This window comes from Nitrosovibrio sp. Nv6 (assembly GCF_900110495.1).
Taxonomy (GTDB): domain Bacteria; phylum Pseudomonadota; class Gammaproteobacteria; order Burkholderiales; family Nitrosomonadaceae; genus Nitrosospira.
Map to the genome: position 1 here is coordinate 172734 of NZ_FODX01000002.1, position 16787 is coordinate 189520.

At 54.0% G+C, this 16787-nt stretch carries 14 protein-coding genes; 7 read left to right on the forward strand and 7 right to left on the reverse strand.

What is annotated here, in order from left to right:
- Window positions 1–30: 30 nt before the first annotated feature.
- Window positions 31–1926, reverse strand: coding sequence for an ATP-dependent zinc metalloprotease FtsH (ftsH, locus tag BMX66_RS07515; protein ID WP_090880360.1), 1896 nt, complete (start codon window positions 1924–1926; stop codon window positions 31–33).
- Window positions 1927–2071: 145 nt separating this feature from the next.
- Entirely contained in the window at window positions 2072–2716 is a 645-nt protein-coding gene (locus BMX66_RS07520) for an RlmE family RNA methyltransferase (RefSeq protein WP_090880365.1), read from the reverse strand.
- Window positions 2717–2746: 30 nt separating this feature from the next.
- Between BMX66_RS07520 and yhbY the strand changes: the two genes are divergently transcribed.
- The gene (gene yhbY / locus BMX66_RS07525; RefSeq protein WP_090880368.1) at window positions 2747–3106 is read left to right on the forward strand and encodes a ribosome assembly RNA-binding protein YhbY; all 360 of its coding nucleotides are present in this window, start codon (window positions 2747–2749) and stop codon (window positions 3104–3106) included.
- Window positions 3107–3154: 48 nt separating this feature from the next.
- Here the strand turns inward: yhbY and greA are convergent, their stop codons facing one another.
- The 5 genes from greA to BMX66_RS07550 all read right to left on the reverse strand — a co-directional run bounded on the left by greA (window position 3155) and on the right by BMX66_RS07550 (window position 9878).
- Window positions 3155–3631 carry a transcription elongation factor GreA gene (greA, locus tag BMX66_RS07530; RefSeq protein WP_090880371.1) on the reverse strand — a complete coding sequence of 159 codons (477 nt, stop codon included), beginning with the start codon at window positions 3629–3631 and terminating at the stop codon, window positions 3155–3157.
- Between the two features lie 106 nt (window positions 3632–3737).
- Window positions 3738–6968, reverse strand: a complete 3231-nt coding sequence (gene carB / locus BMX66_RS07535; RefSeq protein WP_090880373.1) for a carbamoyl-phosphate synthase large subunit — start codon at window positions 6966–6968, stop codon at window positions 3738–3740.
- Window positions 6969–7009: 41 nt separating this feature from the next.
- Window positions 7010–8170 (reverse strand): glutamine-hydrolyzing carbamoyl-phosphate synthase small subunit, encoded by a 1161-nt coding sequence (gene carA, locus BMX66_RS07540; RefSeq protein WP_199679293.1) that lies wholly within the window; start codon window positions 8168–8170, stop codon window positions 7010–7012.
- A gap of 167 nt (window positions 8171–8337) precedes the next feature.
- The gene (dapB, locus tag BMX66_RS07545) at window positions 8338–9147 is read right to left on the reverse strand and encodes a 4-hydroxy-tetrahydrodipicolinate reductase (protein ID WP_090880379.1); all 810 of its coding nucleotides are present in this window, start codon (window positions 9145–9147) and stop codon (window positions 8338–8340) included.
- 59 nt (window positions 9148–9206) lie between these two features.
- The gene (locus tag BMX66_RS07550; protein ID WP_090880382.1) at window positions 9207–9878 is read right to left on the reverse strand and encodes an outer membrane protein assembly factor BamE; all 672 of its coding nucleotides are present in this window, start codon (window positions 9876–9878) and stop codon (window positions 9207–9209) included.
- 73 nt (window positions 9879–9951) lie between these two features.
- Here BMX66_RS07550 and fur point away from each other — a divergent pair, with 73 nt between their 5' ends.
- The 6 genes from fur to pgi all read left to right on the forward strand — a co-directional run bounded on the left by fur (window position 9952) and on the right by pgi (window position 16729).
- Window positions 9952–10404, forward strand: coding sequence for a ferric iron uptake transcriptional regulator (gene fur, locus BMX66_RS07555; protein ID WP_090880386.1), 453 nt, complete (start codon window positions 9952–9954; stop codon window positions 10402–10404).
- Window positions 10405–10731: 327 nt separating this feature from the next.
- The gene (locus tag BMX66_RS07560) at window positions 10732–12435 is read left to right on the forward strand and encodes an acetolactate synthase 3 catalytic subunit (protein ID WP_090880390.1); all 1704 of its coding nucleotides are present in this window, start codon (window positions 10732–10734) and stop codon (window positions 12433–12435) included.
- 2 nt (window positions 12436–12437) lie between these two features.
- A complete protein-coding gene (gene ilvN / locus BMX66_RS07565; RefSeq protein ID WP_090880393.1) occupies window positions 12438–12929 on the forward strand; it encodes an acetolactate synthase small subunit in 492 nt (163 codons plus the stop codon).
- An 88-nt stretch (window positions 12930–13017) separates the two neighbouring features.
- Complete coding sequence (gene ilvC, locus BMX66_RS07570; RefSeq protein WP_090880396.1) at window positions 13018–14034, forward strand: ketol-acid reductoisomerase; 1017 nt, start codon at window positions 13018–13020, stop codon at window positions 14032–14034.
- A 275-nt stretch (window positions 14035–14309) separates the two neighbouring features.
- Window positions 14310–15092 (forward strand): CDP-diacylglycerol--serine O-phosphatidyltransferase, encoded by a 783-nt coding sequence (gene pssA / locus BMX66_RS07575; RefSeq protein WP_090881059.1) that lies wholly within the window; start codon window positions 14310–14312, stop codon window positions 15090–15092.
- Window positions 15089–16729, forward strand: a complete 1641-nt coding sequence (gene pgi / locus BMX66_RS07580; protein ID WP_090880399.1) for a glucose-6-phosphate isomerase — start codon at window positions 15089–15091, stop codon at window positions 16727–16729. The genes pssA and pgi overlap by 4 nt, the downstream gene beginning before the upstream one ends.
- Window positions 16730–16787: the final 58 nt, after the last annotated feature.

A 16787-nucleotide genomic window follows, 5' to 3' on the forward strand; every position in this document is an offset into this window, starting at 1 on the left:
TCATTTTTGGTTCACACAGTAGCCTTCGGCTTAAACTTCCTGAGCCGGCGTCGGTGTTGTTGCCGGCGCAGCCGGAGGCGTATTGTCCTTGGGAGGCGTCGGCGTGGTCTTGGTGGGCTTCGGCGGCCTCGGCCCACGGCCTTCCATGATATCGCCAATCTGCTCGGAGTCTATGGTTTCCCACTCTAGCAGGGCTTTGGCCATGACTTCGATCTTGTCGCGGTTTTCCTCGATCAACCTACGCGCCAGACTGTACTGCGTATCAATGATCCGGCGAATTTCTATGTCCACTTTCTGCATGGTGGCTTCGCTGACATTCTTGTGCGTGGTGACAGAGCGGCCGAGAAACACTTCTCCCTCATTCTCGCCATATACCATCGGCCCAAGGGAATCCGACATGCCCCATTGCGTTACCATGCGCCTCGCCATTTCCGTGGCACGCTCAAAATCGTTCGAGGCGCCAGTTGTCATCTGCCCCATGAAGACTTCCTCGGCGATCCGCCCTCCGAACAGAACCGCGATATTCTCCAGAATTTCCTCTCGATCCATGCTGAAACGGTCTTCTGTGGGCAATTGCATCGTCACGCCCAGCGCACGTCCCCTCGGAATGATGGAAACCTTATGCACGGGGTCCGTTTTCGGCAATAGCTGCGCCACCACCGCATGCCCGGATTCATGATAGGCAGTATTGCGCCGCTCACGTTCCGGCATTACCACAGACCGGCGTTCCGCGCCCATGAAGATCTTGTCCTTGGCGTGCTCGAAGTCGTCCATATCCACCAACCGTTTATTACCGCGCGCCGCGAACAACGCTGCCTCATTCACGAGGTTGGCGAGATCAGCCCCCGACATTCCGGGCGTACCGCGTGCAATGACATCTGCATGCACGTCGGGCGCGATCGGGACCTTGCGCATATGTACGTGCAGTATCTGCTCGCGGCCTCGAATATCGGGTAGCGGCACTGTTACCTGCCGGTCGAAACGGCCGGGGCGCAACAGGGCAGGGTCAAGCACATCAGGCCGGTTAGTCGCCGCAATGACAATCACACCGGCGGTTCCTTCAAAACCGTCCATTTCCACCAGCAACTGGTTCAATGTTTGTTCACGCTCATCGTTGCCGCCGCCAAGGCCCGCGCCCCGCTGACGGCCCACCGCATCGATCTCGTCGATGAAGATAATGCAGGGCGCATGTTTTTTCGCCTGCTCGAACATATCACGCACTCTTGCGGCGCCCACGCCGACAAACATTTCCACGAAATCGGAACCGGAGATACTGAAGAACGGAACTTTGGCCTCTCCGGCAATAGCACGAGCCAAAAGCGTTTTACCCGTGCCAGGATTTCCCACCATTAATACGCCACGGGGAATGCGGCCCCCAAGCTTCTGGAATTTACTGGGATCGCGCAGAAATTCGACCAGCTCGGAAACTTCCTCTTTGGCTTCCTCGCAACCAGCCACATCAGCGAATGTTACCTGATTGGTGGACTCGTCAAGCATGCGCGCCTTGCTCTTTCCGAACGAGAACGCGCCCCCGCCACGGCCTCCCCCCTGCATCTGACGCATAAAGAAAATCCATACGCCTATCAGCAACAGCATCGGGAACCACGAAACGAAAATGTTCATCAGCAGCGACGGCTCTTCTTCCGGCTTGGCATCGATAATGACGCCGGCCTTGAGCAGATCGCTGACCATCCAGGGATCCGAGGGCGTATAGGTGGTGAAACGCCTGCCATCTGATTTAGTGCCCTTCAGCGTGCGGCCCTCAATAGTGACTTTGGCGATCCTACCCTGTTTCACCTCTTCGATGAACTGCGAATATTCCATCGGCGCCTGTGCTGACTGCCGCGTGCTGAATTGATTGAATACCGTCATCAGCACCAGAGCAATCACCAGCCAGATGGCCATATTTTTAATGAGATTGTTCAAGATAACTCCTTGGCTTGCGCCGTCAAAATCCTTGGGTGTTTCATTCTAAACCCATTTCGAGATTTATAATAGCCGGCCCACCCACCGCGGCCGCCGTGATTCCCCGAACCCATCCACCTTCCACCAATTTACTGGCTACTGCGTTTTACTGCGTTTCAGCTGAAATATTTGAATTCCGCTTCCCCAGCCCCAGTAAATAAATTTCGCTGCTACGGCCACGAGATGCTTCAGGTTTACGTGTTACCACTCGACTGAATGTAGTGCGCATTGTGCGTAGAAACCCCTCAAAACCGGAACCCTGAAATACTTTGACGAGAAAATTACCGCCATAGTTCAATCGCTCCCCGGAGAATTCCAGAGCAAGCTCCGCAAGATACATGCCGCGCGCTTGATCGGTCACTCCTATGCCCGTTATATTAGGTGACATGTCCGAAATTACAAGGTCAAGAGGATATTTTTCCAAATGTTTTTTCAGTTCCGCCAAAACGGGCGCTTCTGTGAAATCCCCCTGAATGAATGTGACGCCGGGCAAGGCCTTCATTTCCAGCAGGTCCAACGCAATCACTCTGCCTTTCCCTCCCAGTTTTTCCGCTGCAACCTGCGACCAGCCTCCGGGAGCCGCGCCGAGATCCACAACTGTCATACCCTGCCAAAACAAATGGTCACGCTCGGCGATTTCGATCAGCTTGTAGGCGGCACGGGAACGGTAGCCCTCTTTTTTTGCCTGCTTTACAAAGAAATCATTCACATGCTCTTTCATCCAGGTTTTACTGGTCTTGGAGCGTTTCATCGCTTAAAATCCCGTATTTCAGGACGTCTAATGTTAGAGCTTACCCTCGCTCGGCGGCGTGACCTCAGGGCGCGTGCCCACGCCATGAAACCAATTGTCTGGATAGGTGCGGCAGGTTTGTCGGAAGGCATTATGCGCGAACTGGATGTGGGACTCAAAAGCCACGAGCTGATCAAAGTCAAGGTATCCAGTGATGAGCGTGAAACAAGAAACGCCTTGCTGGAGGAAATCTGCAGGCGACTTGAAGCTGTAGCTGTCCAGCACATCGGCAAGATACTGGTGATCTACCGGCCCCGGCCAGCGGAAACAATCGAAACAGCCGCGTCGGATATCATTCCTCCTGGTAACGAGAAGAAGTTACGTCACAGCAAACGTCGTCTTTCCACCTAGTATCCTGTCGGATACAGTACTGTTTCACCGAGCCTGGTGTCCCGGTAATCAAACATATTTTACGTCAAGTATCTCATACTCCCGCAACCCGCCCGGCGCTAGAACTTCGGCCACATCTCCAGGATATTTGCCTATCAAAGCGCGGGAAATGGGGGAACTTATAGAAATCTTTCCCTCCTTGATATCCGCCTCATCGTCGCCAACGATCTGGTAAGTTACCGTCGTCTCACTGGCCATGTCTTCCAGATCAATGGTTGCGCCAAACACGCAAGCGCCGTCAGCGTCCAGCAGCGCCGGATCGATGATCTGAGCATTGGCAAGCTTGCTCTCCAACTCGGCGATGCGTCCTTCAATAAAACCTTGCCGTTCCTTGGCCGCGTCATATTCCGCATTTTCCGAGAGATCGCCGTGGGAACGGGCTTCCGCAATCGCCGCAATTACGGCGGGGCGCTGGACGGTTTTCATTTCCTGCAATTCGGCGCGTAGTTTTGCCGCGCCAACTACTGTTAATGGAATTGTGCTCATAGTCTTTTTTACCACACCTTGTTTGTGTTCAGCTTCATTGCTAATTTATTTGCTTGATCGCAGCGCGGCTTGCTCCTGCGCGATTGAAGCTGCGATACCATGTTTTTCACGAGACAGCGTTTAGTGGCGCAGCTTCCAGCAATCCATGCAGTTGCTGCAAGCTGTAGACCTGCAGCTCCCGCATGCTTGCCATGCCGATGCAGGCAGCACGCGCGCCTGCCAACGTCGTGAAATACGTCACCCTTGCCTGCAACACGGCGTGGCGGATCGAATAGGAATCGAGAATTGCGCTCCGCTTGTCCTCCACAGTATTGATAATCAAGTCCATCTCGCCATTCTTGATCATGTCTACTATATGTGGACGCCCTTCCGCCACCTTGTTGACTGGCGTTACGGCCAATCCCGCCGAGCTCAGCACTGCAGCGGTACCGCGAGTAGCATAAAGCGTGAATCCCAGTTTCGCAAGATTGCGAGCGATTTCCACTACGCGCGGCTTATCCACCTGGCGCACGCTTATGAAGACTTTACCTGCAAGCGGCAATTTTACTCCAGCGGCCAGTTGCGATTTGACAAACGCCTCCGCAAAAGTTTGCCCGACTCCCATTACTTCGCCCGTAGACTTCATTTCGGGCCCAAGTATGGTATCCACACCGGGAAATTTAATAAAAGGAAAGACGGCTTCCTTAACTGAATAATAGTAAGGAATCACTTCTTTGGCCAGACCCTGCTGGGCAAGCGTCTTACCCGTCATGCAGCGAGCGGAAATTTTGGCCAATTGCAGTCCGGTGGCTTTGGATACGAAAGGCACCGTGCGCGACGCTCTGGGATTGACTTCCAGGACGTATACCGTGTTGCCCTGAATGGCGAATTGCACGTTCATTAATCCCACCACTTTGAGTGCATGCGCCATTGCCGACGTCTGGCGGCGCAGCTCATCCTGCAAGGGGACAGAAAGGCTGAAAGGTGGCAGCGAACAGGCTGAATCGCCCGAGTGCACGCCAGCCTGCTCGATGTGTTCCATAATACCCGCAATCAGTACGGCTTTTCCGTCGCAAACCGCGTCCACATCCACTTCAACGGCGTCATTCAGAAAATGATCCAATAGCACCGGCGAATCGTGCGAAACCTTTACAGCCTCTCGCATGTAGCGTTCGAGATATGCCTGCTCGTGGATAATCTCCATGGCGCGCCCCCCCAGCACATAGCTGGGACGCACAACCAGCGGATAACCAATTTCGTTAGCAGCTGTAATTGCGGCATCCGCGTCGCGGACAGTGCGATTTGGCGGCTGTTTCAGCCCAAGTTGATGCAACATCTTCTGGAAACGCTCGCGATCTTCGGCACAGTCGATCATGTCGGGGCTGGTCCCGATAATGGGCACGCCATTCGCCTCGAGATCGCGGGCGAGTTTCAGCGGAGTCTGGCCACCGAATTGAACGATCACACCCGAAGGCTTCTCCACCGCGACGATTTCGAGTACATCCTCCAGCGTCAAGGGCTCGAAATAAAGCCGATCGGAAATGTCGTAATCGGTCGAAACCGTTTCAGGATTGCAGTTGACCATGATGGTCTCGAAACCATCCTCACGTAACGCCAGCGCCGCATGAACACAGCAGTAATCGAACTCGATACCCTGACCGATGCGATTGGGACCACCGCCCAGCACCATGATTTTTTTTCGGGTGCTGGGCAGCGCTTCGCACTCCTCTTCGTAAGTGGAATACATGTAAGCAGTGCGAGTGGCAAACTCCGCGGCGCAGGTATCGACCCGCTTGTATACCGGACGCAAGCCAAGTTGATGGCGCCTGGAGCGAACCGCCTCCTGCGTTGTATTCATCAGCTTTGCCAGCCGACGGTCGGAGAAACCGCTGCGTTTCAATTTGCGCAATGAATGCGGGTCCAGCGCATCCAGAGACTTCCCCGCAAGCGCTCGTTCCTGTCTTACCAGATCTTCGATCTGTGCCAGGAACCAGGGATCAATGTGTGTATGCTCCTGAATTTCAGCAAAAGTCATGCCGCAGCGAAGCGCGTCCGCCACATACCAGATCCGGTCCGGTCCCGGATCAGCCAATTCGGCTGCGATGGTTTCGATATCTGCCGTTTTCTCATCCAGACCATCGACGCCGATCTCCAGTCCACGCAGGGCTTTTTGAAAAGATTCCTGAAAAGTGCGTCCAATCGCCATAACCTCGCCCACAGACTTCATCTGGGTGGTAAGACGATCGTTGGCCTGAGGGAATTTCTCGAAGGCGAAACGCGGTATCTTGGTTACCACATAATCTATGGACGGTTCGAATGATGCCGGCATTGCGCCGCCAGTAATGTCATTTCTCAGCTCATCCAGGGTATAGCCCACTGCAAGCTTGGCCGCCACCTTGGCGATGGGAAATCCGGTCGCTTTCGACGCCAATGCAGAGGAGCGCGATACCCGTGGATTCATCTCGATGACAAGCATGCGCCCATCCTGCGGGTTAATGGCAAACTGCACATTGGAACCGCCGGTTTCAACACCGATTTCGCGCAACACCGCTATCGATGCGTCGCGCATGATCTGATATTCCTTGTCGGTCAGCGTTTGCGACGGCGCGACGGTGATGGAATCCCCTGTATGGACACCCATCGGGTCGAGATTCTCAATGGCGCAAACGACAATACAATTGTCCTTATTGTCACGTATTACCTCCATCTCGAATTCTTTCCAACCGATGACCGATTCCTCGATCAATAACTCCCTGGTGGGCGAAGCTTCCAGTCCACGCTCGCAAATCCCGAGAAATTCTTCGCGGTTATAGGCGATACCGCCGCCGCTGCCACCCATGGTAAATGACGGACGAATGATGGCGGGGTAGCCGACCATTGCCTGTACCTGCAGCGCTTCCTCCAGGCTATGAGCAATGGCGGAACGCGCAGAACTCAACCCGATACGGGTCATCGCCTGTTTGAATTTCTCCCGATCCTCAGCCTTGTCGATGGCCTCGCGCGAAGCGCCGATCAATTCGACCCCGTATTTTTGCAGAACGCCATTCTTTGCCAGGTCAAGGGCGCAATTCAATGCGGTCTGTCCACCCATCGTCGGCAGCAACGCGTCCGGGCGCTCCACGGCAATGATTTTCTCCACAATTGACCAGATAATGGGCTCGATATAAGTGACATCTGCCATTTCCGGATCGGTCATGATAGTGGCAGGGTTGGAGTTCACCAGGATGACGCGATATCCTTCCTCCCGCAATGCCTTGCACGCCTGCGTACCGGAATAATCGAACTCGCAGGCCTGCCCGATAACGATAGGCCCCGCGCCGATTATGAGTATACTTTTTATGTCGTTACGTTTAGGCATGGCTGCAGCGAAATGTAAGGGATGAAAGCGGTGCGCCGCCTCTACGTTTCAAGGTGTGATTCGTCCTTTTTTCTTTCCATCAACCCTATGAATTTATCGAATAGATAATCCAGATCGTGGGGACCCGGACTGACTTCGGGATGTCCCTGAAAGCAGAATACAGGCTGACCAATCAGCTCAAACCCTTGCAGGCTCCCGTCAAATAATGACAAGTGGGTAATTCGTGTATTCTTCGGCAATGTATCGATATCCACTGCGAAGCCGTGGTTCTGACTGGAGATCACTACCCTTCCGCTATCCAGATCCTGCACGGGATGATTGGCGCCGTGGTGGCCGAACTTCATCTTTATGGTTTTGGCGCCGCTCGCCAACCCCAGCAATTGATGCCCCATGCAAACACCAAAGATGGGCACTTCTGTTTTGAGCAACTTTCTGGTTGCGTTGACGGCATAATCGCAAGCCTCGGGATCGCCAGGTCCGTTTGAAAGAAACACGCCGTCGGGTTGTAACGCCAGAATCTCCTCGGCGGTTGTTTGCGCGGGCAATACCGTAATCTCGCAGCGACGCTGCGCCAGCTTACGGAGTATGTTGCTTTTGATTCCAAAATCGACAGCGACAACATGGAAGCGAGGCTCCTTCTCAAACTGATTGTCATGCCCCAGCCTCCATTCGCCTTCGTTCCATTCATAAGGCTGGGTGCAACTCACCACTTTGGCCAGATCCATACCGACCAGCCCCGGAAACTCCCTGGCATGCTTAAGTGCTTCAGCTTCATCGGGATATCCCGCCATGATACAACCGGCCTGCGCACCTTTTTCCCGCAGAATGCGCGTAAGCTTGCGAGTATCAATATCCGCAATCGCCACCACGCCCTGCTGTTCCAGATATTCCGGTAAAGTCTGGGTCTGTCTCCAATTACTGGAAACCAGGGGCAAATCCCGGATCACCAGTCCTGCGGCGTATACGCGATTACTATTGCCTGATTCAACATCATCGGGGTTGGTGCCCGTATTCCCGATATGCGGATAAGTCAGCGTAACGATCTGCCTGCAATAGGACGGATCGGTAAGGATTTCCTGATAGCCGGTCATGGAAGTGTTGAAGACTACTTCGCCGGTACTTACTCCTTCCACGCCGATGGAGACGCCGCGAAAAACTGTGCCGTCAGCGAGCGCGAGAACAGCATTCGGGCGTTGTGGCACGGGAAGCTCCTGGCAAATGGGAAAAGGGGATAAGGCATGAAAACGGGACAAGTACCACCTGTCCCGTTTCATAGCAAGAAATTATACTTCCAAAAGCGCCGTGCTTCAATGAGACCCCGGCAGTAGGTCAACTCGCGGAGGGTGTGGCAAGGCGCCGGATAGCAGGGCTATTCGCGTAACCCCAGCACGTCCTGCATATCAAACAAGCCGTTCTGTTTGTCCGCAAGAAATCGGGCAGCGCGCAATGCGCCTTCGGCGAAAGTTGCGCGGCTACCCGCCTTGTGTGAAATTTCGATGCGCTCACCCGTTCCTGCAAACATCACCGTGTGATCGCCAACTATATCTCCACCCCTCACCGTGGCAAAACCAATCGTGCCGGGGGCTCGTTCGCCTGTATTGCCTTCCCGTCCATACACAGCCACTTCCGGAAGGTGCCTACCCAGCGCTTTCGCAACCACCTCGCCCATATGCAGCGCGGTGCCGGACGGCGCATCTATCTTGTGCCGATGGTGAGCCTCGATGATTTCGATGTCGTAATCTTCGTTAAGTACCTTTGCCGCCATTTCCGTCAGCTTGAACGCAACGTTCACGCCCACGCTCATGTTAGGCGCAAATACGATCGGAATGTCTTTTGATGCAGCCTCGAGCTCTTCTTTTTGCTCTACCGAAAAGCCGGTCGTCCCGATTACCATTTTGACGCTATTGGCGCGGCAGGAAGCAAGATGCACCAACGTTGCTTCGGGACGGGTAAAGTCTATCAGCAGGTCGCTTCCCGAAAGCGCTGCAATCACATTTTCGCTGATATCGATACCGCACGACGTCCCGATCAACTCCCCCGCGTCCTTGTGAAGGTAGGGGCTTCCAGCGCGCTCCAACGCCGCCGTCAGCCGCATATCCGGCGCGCGCTCGACCGCTTCCAGCAGCGCCCGTCCCATGCGCCCCGAACTTCCGGCAATAGCAATATTCAATGTCGCCATTTATATTCTGATAACATTCTTTTTCAAGCGCCTGGGATGAAATCCTGCTCCTGGTAATCCTATTCCTTCAATTGATCGGCGCCTCTATTGCCCGTGTCGGTTGCCTGCGACGGCACTTGTCTGGGGCTCATGGGGCTCGCCTTATCCGGCGCGGGCAAACCTGAAGTGTCGCTCGCAGCCGGAGCGGCGCTCGCATCCGGAATACTGCTCAAAACCGGAGCACCGCCTGAAGCCGCGGCATCGCCCGGCGCCGGAACATCGGCAGGACTTGGGATAGCGTCAGAAACGCGGGCATCATCTGCAACCGGACCGCCGCCCTGTTCCCTGACGAGCGGCCCAGCTGGCGCAGCTTCATCGGTCGACCCGGCTGGCTGAGTCTGAGTCTGAGTCTGAGTCTGAGTAAAGGCAAGCGGAGATTTAAAAGTACCGTCGATGCGCGCCAGCTTGTCGTCTTCGAAAAAAACTGTCAGGTTTCTTTGTTCAACCAGCTGTCCCTTCTCATCGACGCGATACACATAATCCCAGCGGTTTTCATGAAAAGCGTCGCTGATCATGGGCGAACCAAGCGCGAAGCGGACCTGCGAACGGGTCATGCCGGGCTTTAGTTTCTCCACCATTTCCTGGGTAATGACATTGCCCTGCTGGATATCGATTTTGTAGAGCAAAGATGGAACAGACGAACATCCTGCGAGCAATAGCAAAACGACCAACGTCAGTATTCTTGCGCGCATCGGGCGGCGTATGTTTCCAAAGCAAACTCAACGTTATATGATACAGCAAATAACTTAATGGATGGATATAGCTATGAGCAAGCCAAATCTTAAAACCATGGGCTTGAAGGCCACGCTGCCGCGGCTTAGAATACTAAGTTTGTTCGAGAGCAGTCCGGTTCGCCACCTCTCGGCGGAAGACGTTTATAGAACGCTGATTAATGAAGGCGAGGACATCGGTCTTGCCACGGTGTATCGGGTACTGACCCAATTCGAGCAGGCGGGATTGCTTGAGCGCCACCATTTTGAAAGCGGCAAGGCGGTGTTTGAACTGGCCAGCGGCACTCACCACGACCACCTGGTCTGCCTGCAGTGCGGCAGGGTGGAGGAATTTTATGACGCTGAAATCGAGAAGCGTCAAGTCAAGATTGCCAAGGATCGAGGCTTTGCCATACACGAACACTCACTGTCACTGTACGCGGATTGTATCAAGCCGGCTTGCCCCCATCGGAAAACAGAAGAAAAAGACAGCCACGAAAAAAGCTGAGTTTTTCTGATTTTTATCCGGGAGGCGCAGATTCAGCATTATAATGATGGGCTAAAGCCGCCGACCGATTATTCAATATGGAAACGCTCGAGATTTGGCTTGCTACATCCACGATCTGCTGAACTTGCCATTCCCTCAAACTCCCTCGACAGACGGCAGTTGTCTGTTTGATGAAGCAACTTTTGGATACGCCTGAGCATGATTCCCGTCCCCTGTGGACTCCTCATCAAAGCGGTTGACCAAAGAGCGCCTAAACGTTACTGTTCAACGTTCTATTTAATATATTTTTGCTGATACCCAACATTGAACATTGGAATTAAAGATAGCATGAGCACTGAACTAACTGGCGCTGAAATTACGGTGCGTTGTTTGCAGGAGGAAGGGGTAGACCATATCTTTGGCTATCCTGGCGGCGCCGTGCTGTTCATTTATGACGAGTTGTTCAAGCAGGACAAGGTCAAGCACGTACTGGTGCGGCACGAGCAAGCGGCGGTGCATGCGGCGGACGGCTATGCCCGCTCCAGTAACAAGACAGGAGTGGCCCTGGTGACATCCGGTCCCGGTGTGACTAACGCCGTAACCGGCATCGCCACCGCTTATATGGACTCCATTCCCCTGGTCATCATCAGTGGGCAAGTGCCGACGCACGCCATCGGACTGGACGCATTTCAGGAAGTGGATACTGTCGGCATCACCCGCCCCTGCGTTAAACATAACTTTCTGGTAAAAGATATCGCTGAACTGGCCAGCACCATCAAGAAAGCGTTCTATATCGCTTCAACCGGCCGCCCCGGCCCGGTGCTGGTGGATATTCCAAAGGATGTAAGCCAGCAGAAAACGGCATTCGCCTATCCGGAGAATGTTTCGATGCGCTCCTATAATCCTGTTATCCGGGGGCATGCGGGACAGATCAAGAAAGCGGTACAACTGATACTGGAAGCCAAGCGGCCGATGATCTACACAGGCGGGGGCGTTATCCTGAGTGATGCGTCGCCGCAATTGACCGAGTTGGTACGAGTGCTGGGTTTTCCCTGCACCAATACGCTTATGGGCTTGGGCGGCTATCCCGCAACCGACAACCAGTTTGTTGGGATGCTTGGCATGCACGGCACATACGAAGCGAATATGGCCATGCAGCATTGCGATGTGCTTGTGGCTGTTGGCGCCCGATTTGATGATCGCGTCATCGGCAATCCCAAGCATTTCTTCAACGAAGATCGCAAGATCATTCACATAGACATCGATCCTTCATCCATTTCCAAGCGCGTCAAGGTCGATGTACCCATCGTTGGCAGCGTTTCGGGCGTACTGGACGAACTTATAAAATTGCTTAAAGCCCGCAAGGAGAAGCCCGATCAAACCGCCCTTGACGCATGGTGGACCCAGATCAATCTGTGGCGCGCGCGCGATTGTCTCAAATACGACCGCGCCAGCTCAATCATCAAGCCGCAAATGGTGGTCGAAAAGCTCTATGAGGTAACTGGCGGCAACGCTTTTGTTACTTCGGATGTTGGCCAGCATCAGATGTGGGCGGCCCAATTCTATAAATTCGACTTGCCGAGGCGGTGGATAAACTCGGGCGGCCTGGGAACCATGGGCTTTGGTCTTCCCGCAGCCATGGGCGTGCAGTTCGCGAACCCCTCAGGCGCGGTGGCTTGCGTTACGGGCGAGGCCAGCATCCAGATGTGCATACAGGAGCTGTCCACCTGCAAGCAATATAGTCTTCCGCTCAAGATCATCAATTTGAATAACCGATATATGGGAATGGTGCGGCAGTGGCAACAATTCTTCCATGGCAATCGTTATGCTGAATCTTACATGGATGCACTGCCGAATTTTGTCAAATTGGCGGAGAGCTATGGTCATGTCGGTATGAAAATCGAGCAGCCCGGCGATATCCAAAATGCGTTGGAAGAGGCATTCAAGCTCAAGGACCGGCTGGTATTCATGGATTTCATAACGGACCAGACCGAGAATGTCTTCCCCATGGTGCCAGGCGGAAAAGGTCTTTCTGAAATGATTCTGGTGTAAACATGAGACATATCATTTCTCTCTTGATGGAAAATGAAGCGGGCGCCTTGTCTCGCGTAGCCGGCCTGTTCTCATCGCGCGGCTATAACATCGAGTCGCTTACGGTCGCCGCCACCGAAGACCCGACCTTGTCTCGCATGACGCTCGTTACCGCTGGTTCAGACGATGTGATCGAGCAGATCACCAAGCAGCTGAATAAACTCATCGAGGTGGTCAAAGTCGTGGATTTGAGCGATGGCGACCACATTGAGCGCGAACTGATGCTGATGAAAGTGCGCGCGGTCGGAAAGGACCGCGAGGAGATAAAGCGCATGGCTGATATTTTCCGCGGCCGCATCATTGATGTCACCGATAAATCGTACACCATCGAATTGACGGGTACCGGTTCCAAACTTGATGCTTTTCTTGAAGGCATGGAACGCGGCGCGATCCTGGAGACGGTACGTACCGGCGCCTCCGGTATTGGTCGCGGCGAACGTATATTGAAGGTATAGCAGTCTCCCCGCGAGATTATGAATATCAGGCGGCGGGCCTCGGCTGGCCTTCGGCGCTTTACTATTTGATTTGAACAGAAAGGAAACCATGAACGTTTATTATGATAAAGATGCAGATTTGTCGCTCATCCGGGACAAGAAGGTCACCATCGTGGGTTACGGCTCACAGGGGCACGCTCACGCCAATAATCTGAACGATTCCGGCGTAACGGTCACGGTTGGCCTGCGCAGGGACGGCGCCTCCTGGAGCAAAGCGGAGAAGGCGGGCCTTACTGTCAAGGAAGTGGCGGAAGCTGTGAACGGCGCTGATGTCGTGATGGTGCTGCTACCCGATGAGCAGATCGCCGCGGTTTACGCATCCGAGATCGAACCCAACCTCAAGAAGGGTGCCACAATTGCGTTTGCTCATGGCTTCAATATTCATTACGGCCAGGTCTCCCCAAGAGAAGATCTCGATGTCATCATGATTGCGCCCAAGGGGCCCGGCCATCTGGTTCGCTCAACCTACAAGCAGGGCGGCGGCGTGCCTTCACTCATCGCCGTGCATCAGAATAAGTCGGGTCGGGCGCGAGAACTCGCGCTTTCCTATGCTGCAGCCAATGGAGGCACCCGCGGGGGTGTGATAGAAACCAATTTCCGCGAGGAAACCGAAACCGACCTCTTCGGCGAACAGGTGGTGCTGTGCGGAGGTCTCACCGCCTTAATCCAGGCCGGCTTTGAAACATTGGTTGAAGCAGGATATGCGCCTGAGATGGCTTATTTTGAGTGCCTGCACGAGGTGAAGCTGATTGTGGATTTAATCTACGAGGGCGGCATCGCCAACATGCGCTACTCGATCTCGAACAATGCGGAGTACGGAGACGTTTCGCGCGGTCCACGCATCGTGACGGACGCCACCCGTGCGGAAATGCGCAAGATTCTGCACGAAATTCAGATAGGCGAATACGCCCGAGAATTTATTCTTGAAAATCGCGCGGGTGCGCCCATGCTTAAAGCCAGCCGCCGCCTTGCATCCGAACACCAGATTGAAACGGTGGGCGCGAAATTACGCGACATGATGCCGTGGATCAAAAAGAATCAACTGGTTGACCAGGCAAAAAATTAGCAACTACACACAGAGAGAGGGCAGATGGCGCATCAATGCGCCCACCTGCCCTCTGCCATCCCCTTCTCAAATATTACCCATTCTATTCTTGCCTACCATCTGACGCTCAGATCAACGCTACCTGCCCGCAGCCAATTATTCCCATTGCTGGCGATATTTCTCGAATTCGTAATTGCAGAGAAATAGTCCCTGTTTCCCTGCCCGCACTGGCCACTGTTTACCGCCGGTCGATAACCGTTTAACATGCATCGGTCTCCTTTCGGGAATGCACAATGATGCATGATCCTCATCCGCGCTACATGCTCAAATCCAAACTGCGCCGCAGGGGCATTTATTTATTACCCAACCTGTTCACCACCGCCGCGTTGTTCGCTGGGTTTTATGCCATTGTACAGGCGATGAATGGACGTTTTGAGCATTCCGCAGTTTCGATTTTCATCGCGATGGTGCTGGACGGGCTGGACGGCCGGGTAGCCCGGTTGACTCACACCCAGAGTGAATTTGGCGCGGAATACGATAGCTTGTCCGACATGGTCTCCTTCGGCGCCGCTCCCGCGCTGGTGATATATGAGTGGGCCTTGAAGGGCATGGGCAAGTGGGGCTGGATTGCGGCTTTTATTTATTGTGTCTGTGCTGCGCTGCGCCTGGCGCGTTTCAATACGAATATAGAGGTCGCGGATAAGCGTTTTTTTCAGGGGTTGCCCAGCCCCGCCGCCGCTGCACTGATTGCAGGACTGGTCTGGGTAATGCTGGACTTCGAAATAAGTGGCGAGGATATCAGATGGCTCGCCTGGTGCATTACGCTGTTCGCAGGCCTTACCATGGTGAGTAATATCCCCTATTACAGCGGTAAGACAATCAATTTACGAAAAAGCGTGCCTTTCATCACTGTCCTGCTATTGGCGCTGTTCTTTTTTGTATTGATTCCGAGTCAGCCACCCGTTGTGCTGTTCTGTCTTTTTTTTCTTTATGCCTTGTCCGGCTATGTAATGTGGATATTGCGGCGTATCAAGAAAAAGAGAACGAGCGAGGCACAAGAAGCAGGAGAACCTTCATGACACAGGCTCTGACAGAACGTCCGGCATGGAAGGCGCTCGAAAAACACTACCAGGCAATCAAAAACGTGCATCTGCGTCAGCTTTTCGCTGATGACCCGAACCGCGGCGAGCGTTTCACGGCCGAAGCCGCCGGCCTTTACCTGGACTACTCCAAAAACAGGGTTACCGATGAGACGCTCCACCTGCTTGCGCGGCTTGCGGAGGAGTGCGGCCTGCGTGAACGCATTGACGCCATGTTCAGGGGCGATCTGATCAATTCGACAGAGCAGCGTGCCGCGCTTCACATTGCCTTGCGCGCACCCGAGAGTGAACAAATCCTTGTTGAGGGCATCGACGTTGTGCCCGAGGTACATTCGGTGCTTGACAGGATGGTCGGTTTCGCAAACCAGTTACGCAGCGGGCAATGGCAAGGATCTACGGGCAAGCGAATTCGCAATATCATCAATATTGGTATTGGCGGCTCCGGCCTGGGGCCGGTGATGGCCTATGAAGCGCTACGTCATTACAGTTCGCGCGACATGAACTTCCGCTTCGTATCCAACGTGGACGGAACGGATTTCAGGGAAGCCACGAGCGCCGCCGACCCGGAAGAAACCCTATTCATCATCTGTTCAAAAACATTCACCACCACAGAGACCCTGGCCAACGCCCATGCAGCACGTCAATGGACGCTGGATAAAGTCAATGACATCGGCGCGGTACGCAAACACTTCGTTGCTGTCTCGACAAATGCCGAGGAAGTGACCAGATTCGGCATCGATACAATCAATATGTTCGGGTTTTGGGACTGGGTGGGCGGACGTTATTCGATGGACTCGGCGGTGGGCCTCTCGACCATGATTGCCATCGGACCCGAGAATTTCCGCGCCATGCTGACAGGTTTTCACGCGATGGATCAACACTTCCGCACCGCTCCGTTCGAGAAAAATCTCCCCATGCTCATGGGACTGCACGCAATCTGGTACAACAATTTCTTCAATGCGCCAACGGTAGCTGTGCTGCCGTATGATCAATACCTAAAGCGTTTCCCAGCTTATTTACAGCAATTGACAATGGAGAGCAACGGCAAGCACGTCGCGCTTGATGGCTCCCGTGTCAACTACCCGACATCGCCCGTTATTTGGGGCGAACCCGGCACTAACGGACAGCACTCGTTTTATCAGCTCATACACCAGGGTACCCGGCTGATCCCGTGCGACTTTATCGGCTTCTGCCAAACCTTGAATCCACTGGGGAGTCATCATGACCTGCTGATGGCGAACCTGTTCGCTCAGACCGAGGCGTTGGCATTCGGAAAAACCGAGGATGAAGTGAAAGCTGAAGGAACACCCGGCTGGCTGTGTCCCCATCGGAGTTTTGAAGGGAATCGCCCAACCAACACCATTCTCGCCGAGCGCCTGACACCGCATACGCTTGGGGCCTTGATCGCACTCTACGAACACAGCGTTTTCACGCAAGGGGCGATCTGGAATATCGATTCGTTCGATCAATGGGGCGTAGAACTGGGCAAGGCGCTGGCCAAGCGCGTTATGGCGGAATTAGAGGGCACAACAGGTAGCACAGGCGGGCAGCCGTTGCAGCATGACAGTTCGACCAATGCGCTGATACGACGCTACAACGCGTTCAAAAAGGCGTAATAAGAAACCCTGCTTACCTCTATCTGCCTTTTGATCTTGCGGGCAGGGAAAGAAATTC

Excerpts from the sequence above, each read along its gene's own strand:
- BMX66_RS07520 (WP_090880365.1), bottom strand. The coding sequence starts at position 2,716 with ATGAAACGCTCCAAGACCAGTAAAACCTGGATGAAAGAGCATGTGAAT.
- yhbY (WP_090880368.1), top strand. The coding sequence starts at position 2,747 with ATGTTAGAGCTTACCCTCGCTCGGCGGCGTGACCTCAGGGCGCGTGCC.
- greA (WP_090880371.1), bottom strand. The coding sequence starts at position 3,631 with ATGAGCACAATTCCATTAACAGTAGTTGGCGCGGCAAAACTACGCGCC.
- carB (WP_090880373.1), bottom strand. The coding sequence starts at position 6,968 with ATGCCTAAACGTAACGACATAAAAAGTATACTCATAATCGGCGCGGGG.
- dapB (WP_090880379.1), bottom strand. The coding sequence starts at position 9,147 with ATGGCGACATTGAATATTGCTATTGCCGGAAGTTCGGGGCGCATGGGA.
- BMX66_RS07550 (WP_090880382.1), bottom strand. The coding sequence starts at position 9,878 with ATGCGCGCAAGAATACTGACGTTGGTCGTTTTGCTATTGCTCGCAGGA.
- fur (WP_090880386.1), top strand. The coding sequence starts at position 9,952 with ATGAGCAAGCCAAATCTTAAAACCATGGGCTTGAAGGCCACGCTGCCG.
- BMX66_RS07560 (WP_090880390.1), top strand. The coding sequence starts at position 10,732 with ATGAGCACTGAACTAACTGGCGCTGAAATTACGGTGCGTTGTTTGCAG.
- ilvN (WP_090880393.1), top strand. The coding sequence starts at position 12,438 with ATGAGACATATCATTTCTCTCTTGATGGAAAATGAAGCGGGCGCCTTG.
- ilvC (WP_090880396.1), top strand. The coding sequence starts at position 13,018 with ATGAACGTTTATTATGATAAAGATGCAGATTTGTCGCTCATCCGGGAC.
- pssA (WP_090881059.1), top strand. The coding sequence starts at position 14,310 with ATGCATGATCCTCATCCGCGCTACATGCTCAAATCCAAACTGCGCCGC.
- pgi (WP_090880399.1), top strand. The coding sequence starts at position 15,089 with ATGACACAGGCTCTGACAGAACGTCCGGCATGGAAGGCGCTCGAAAAA.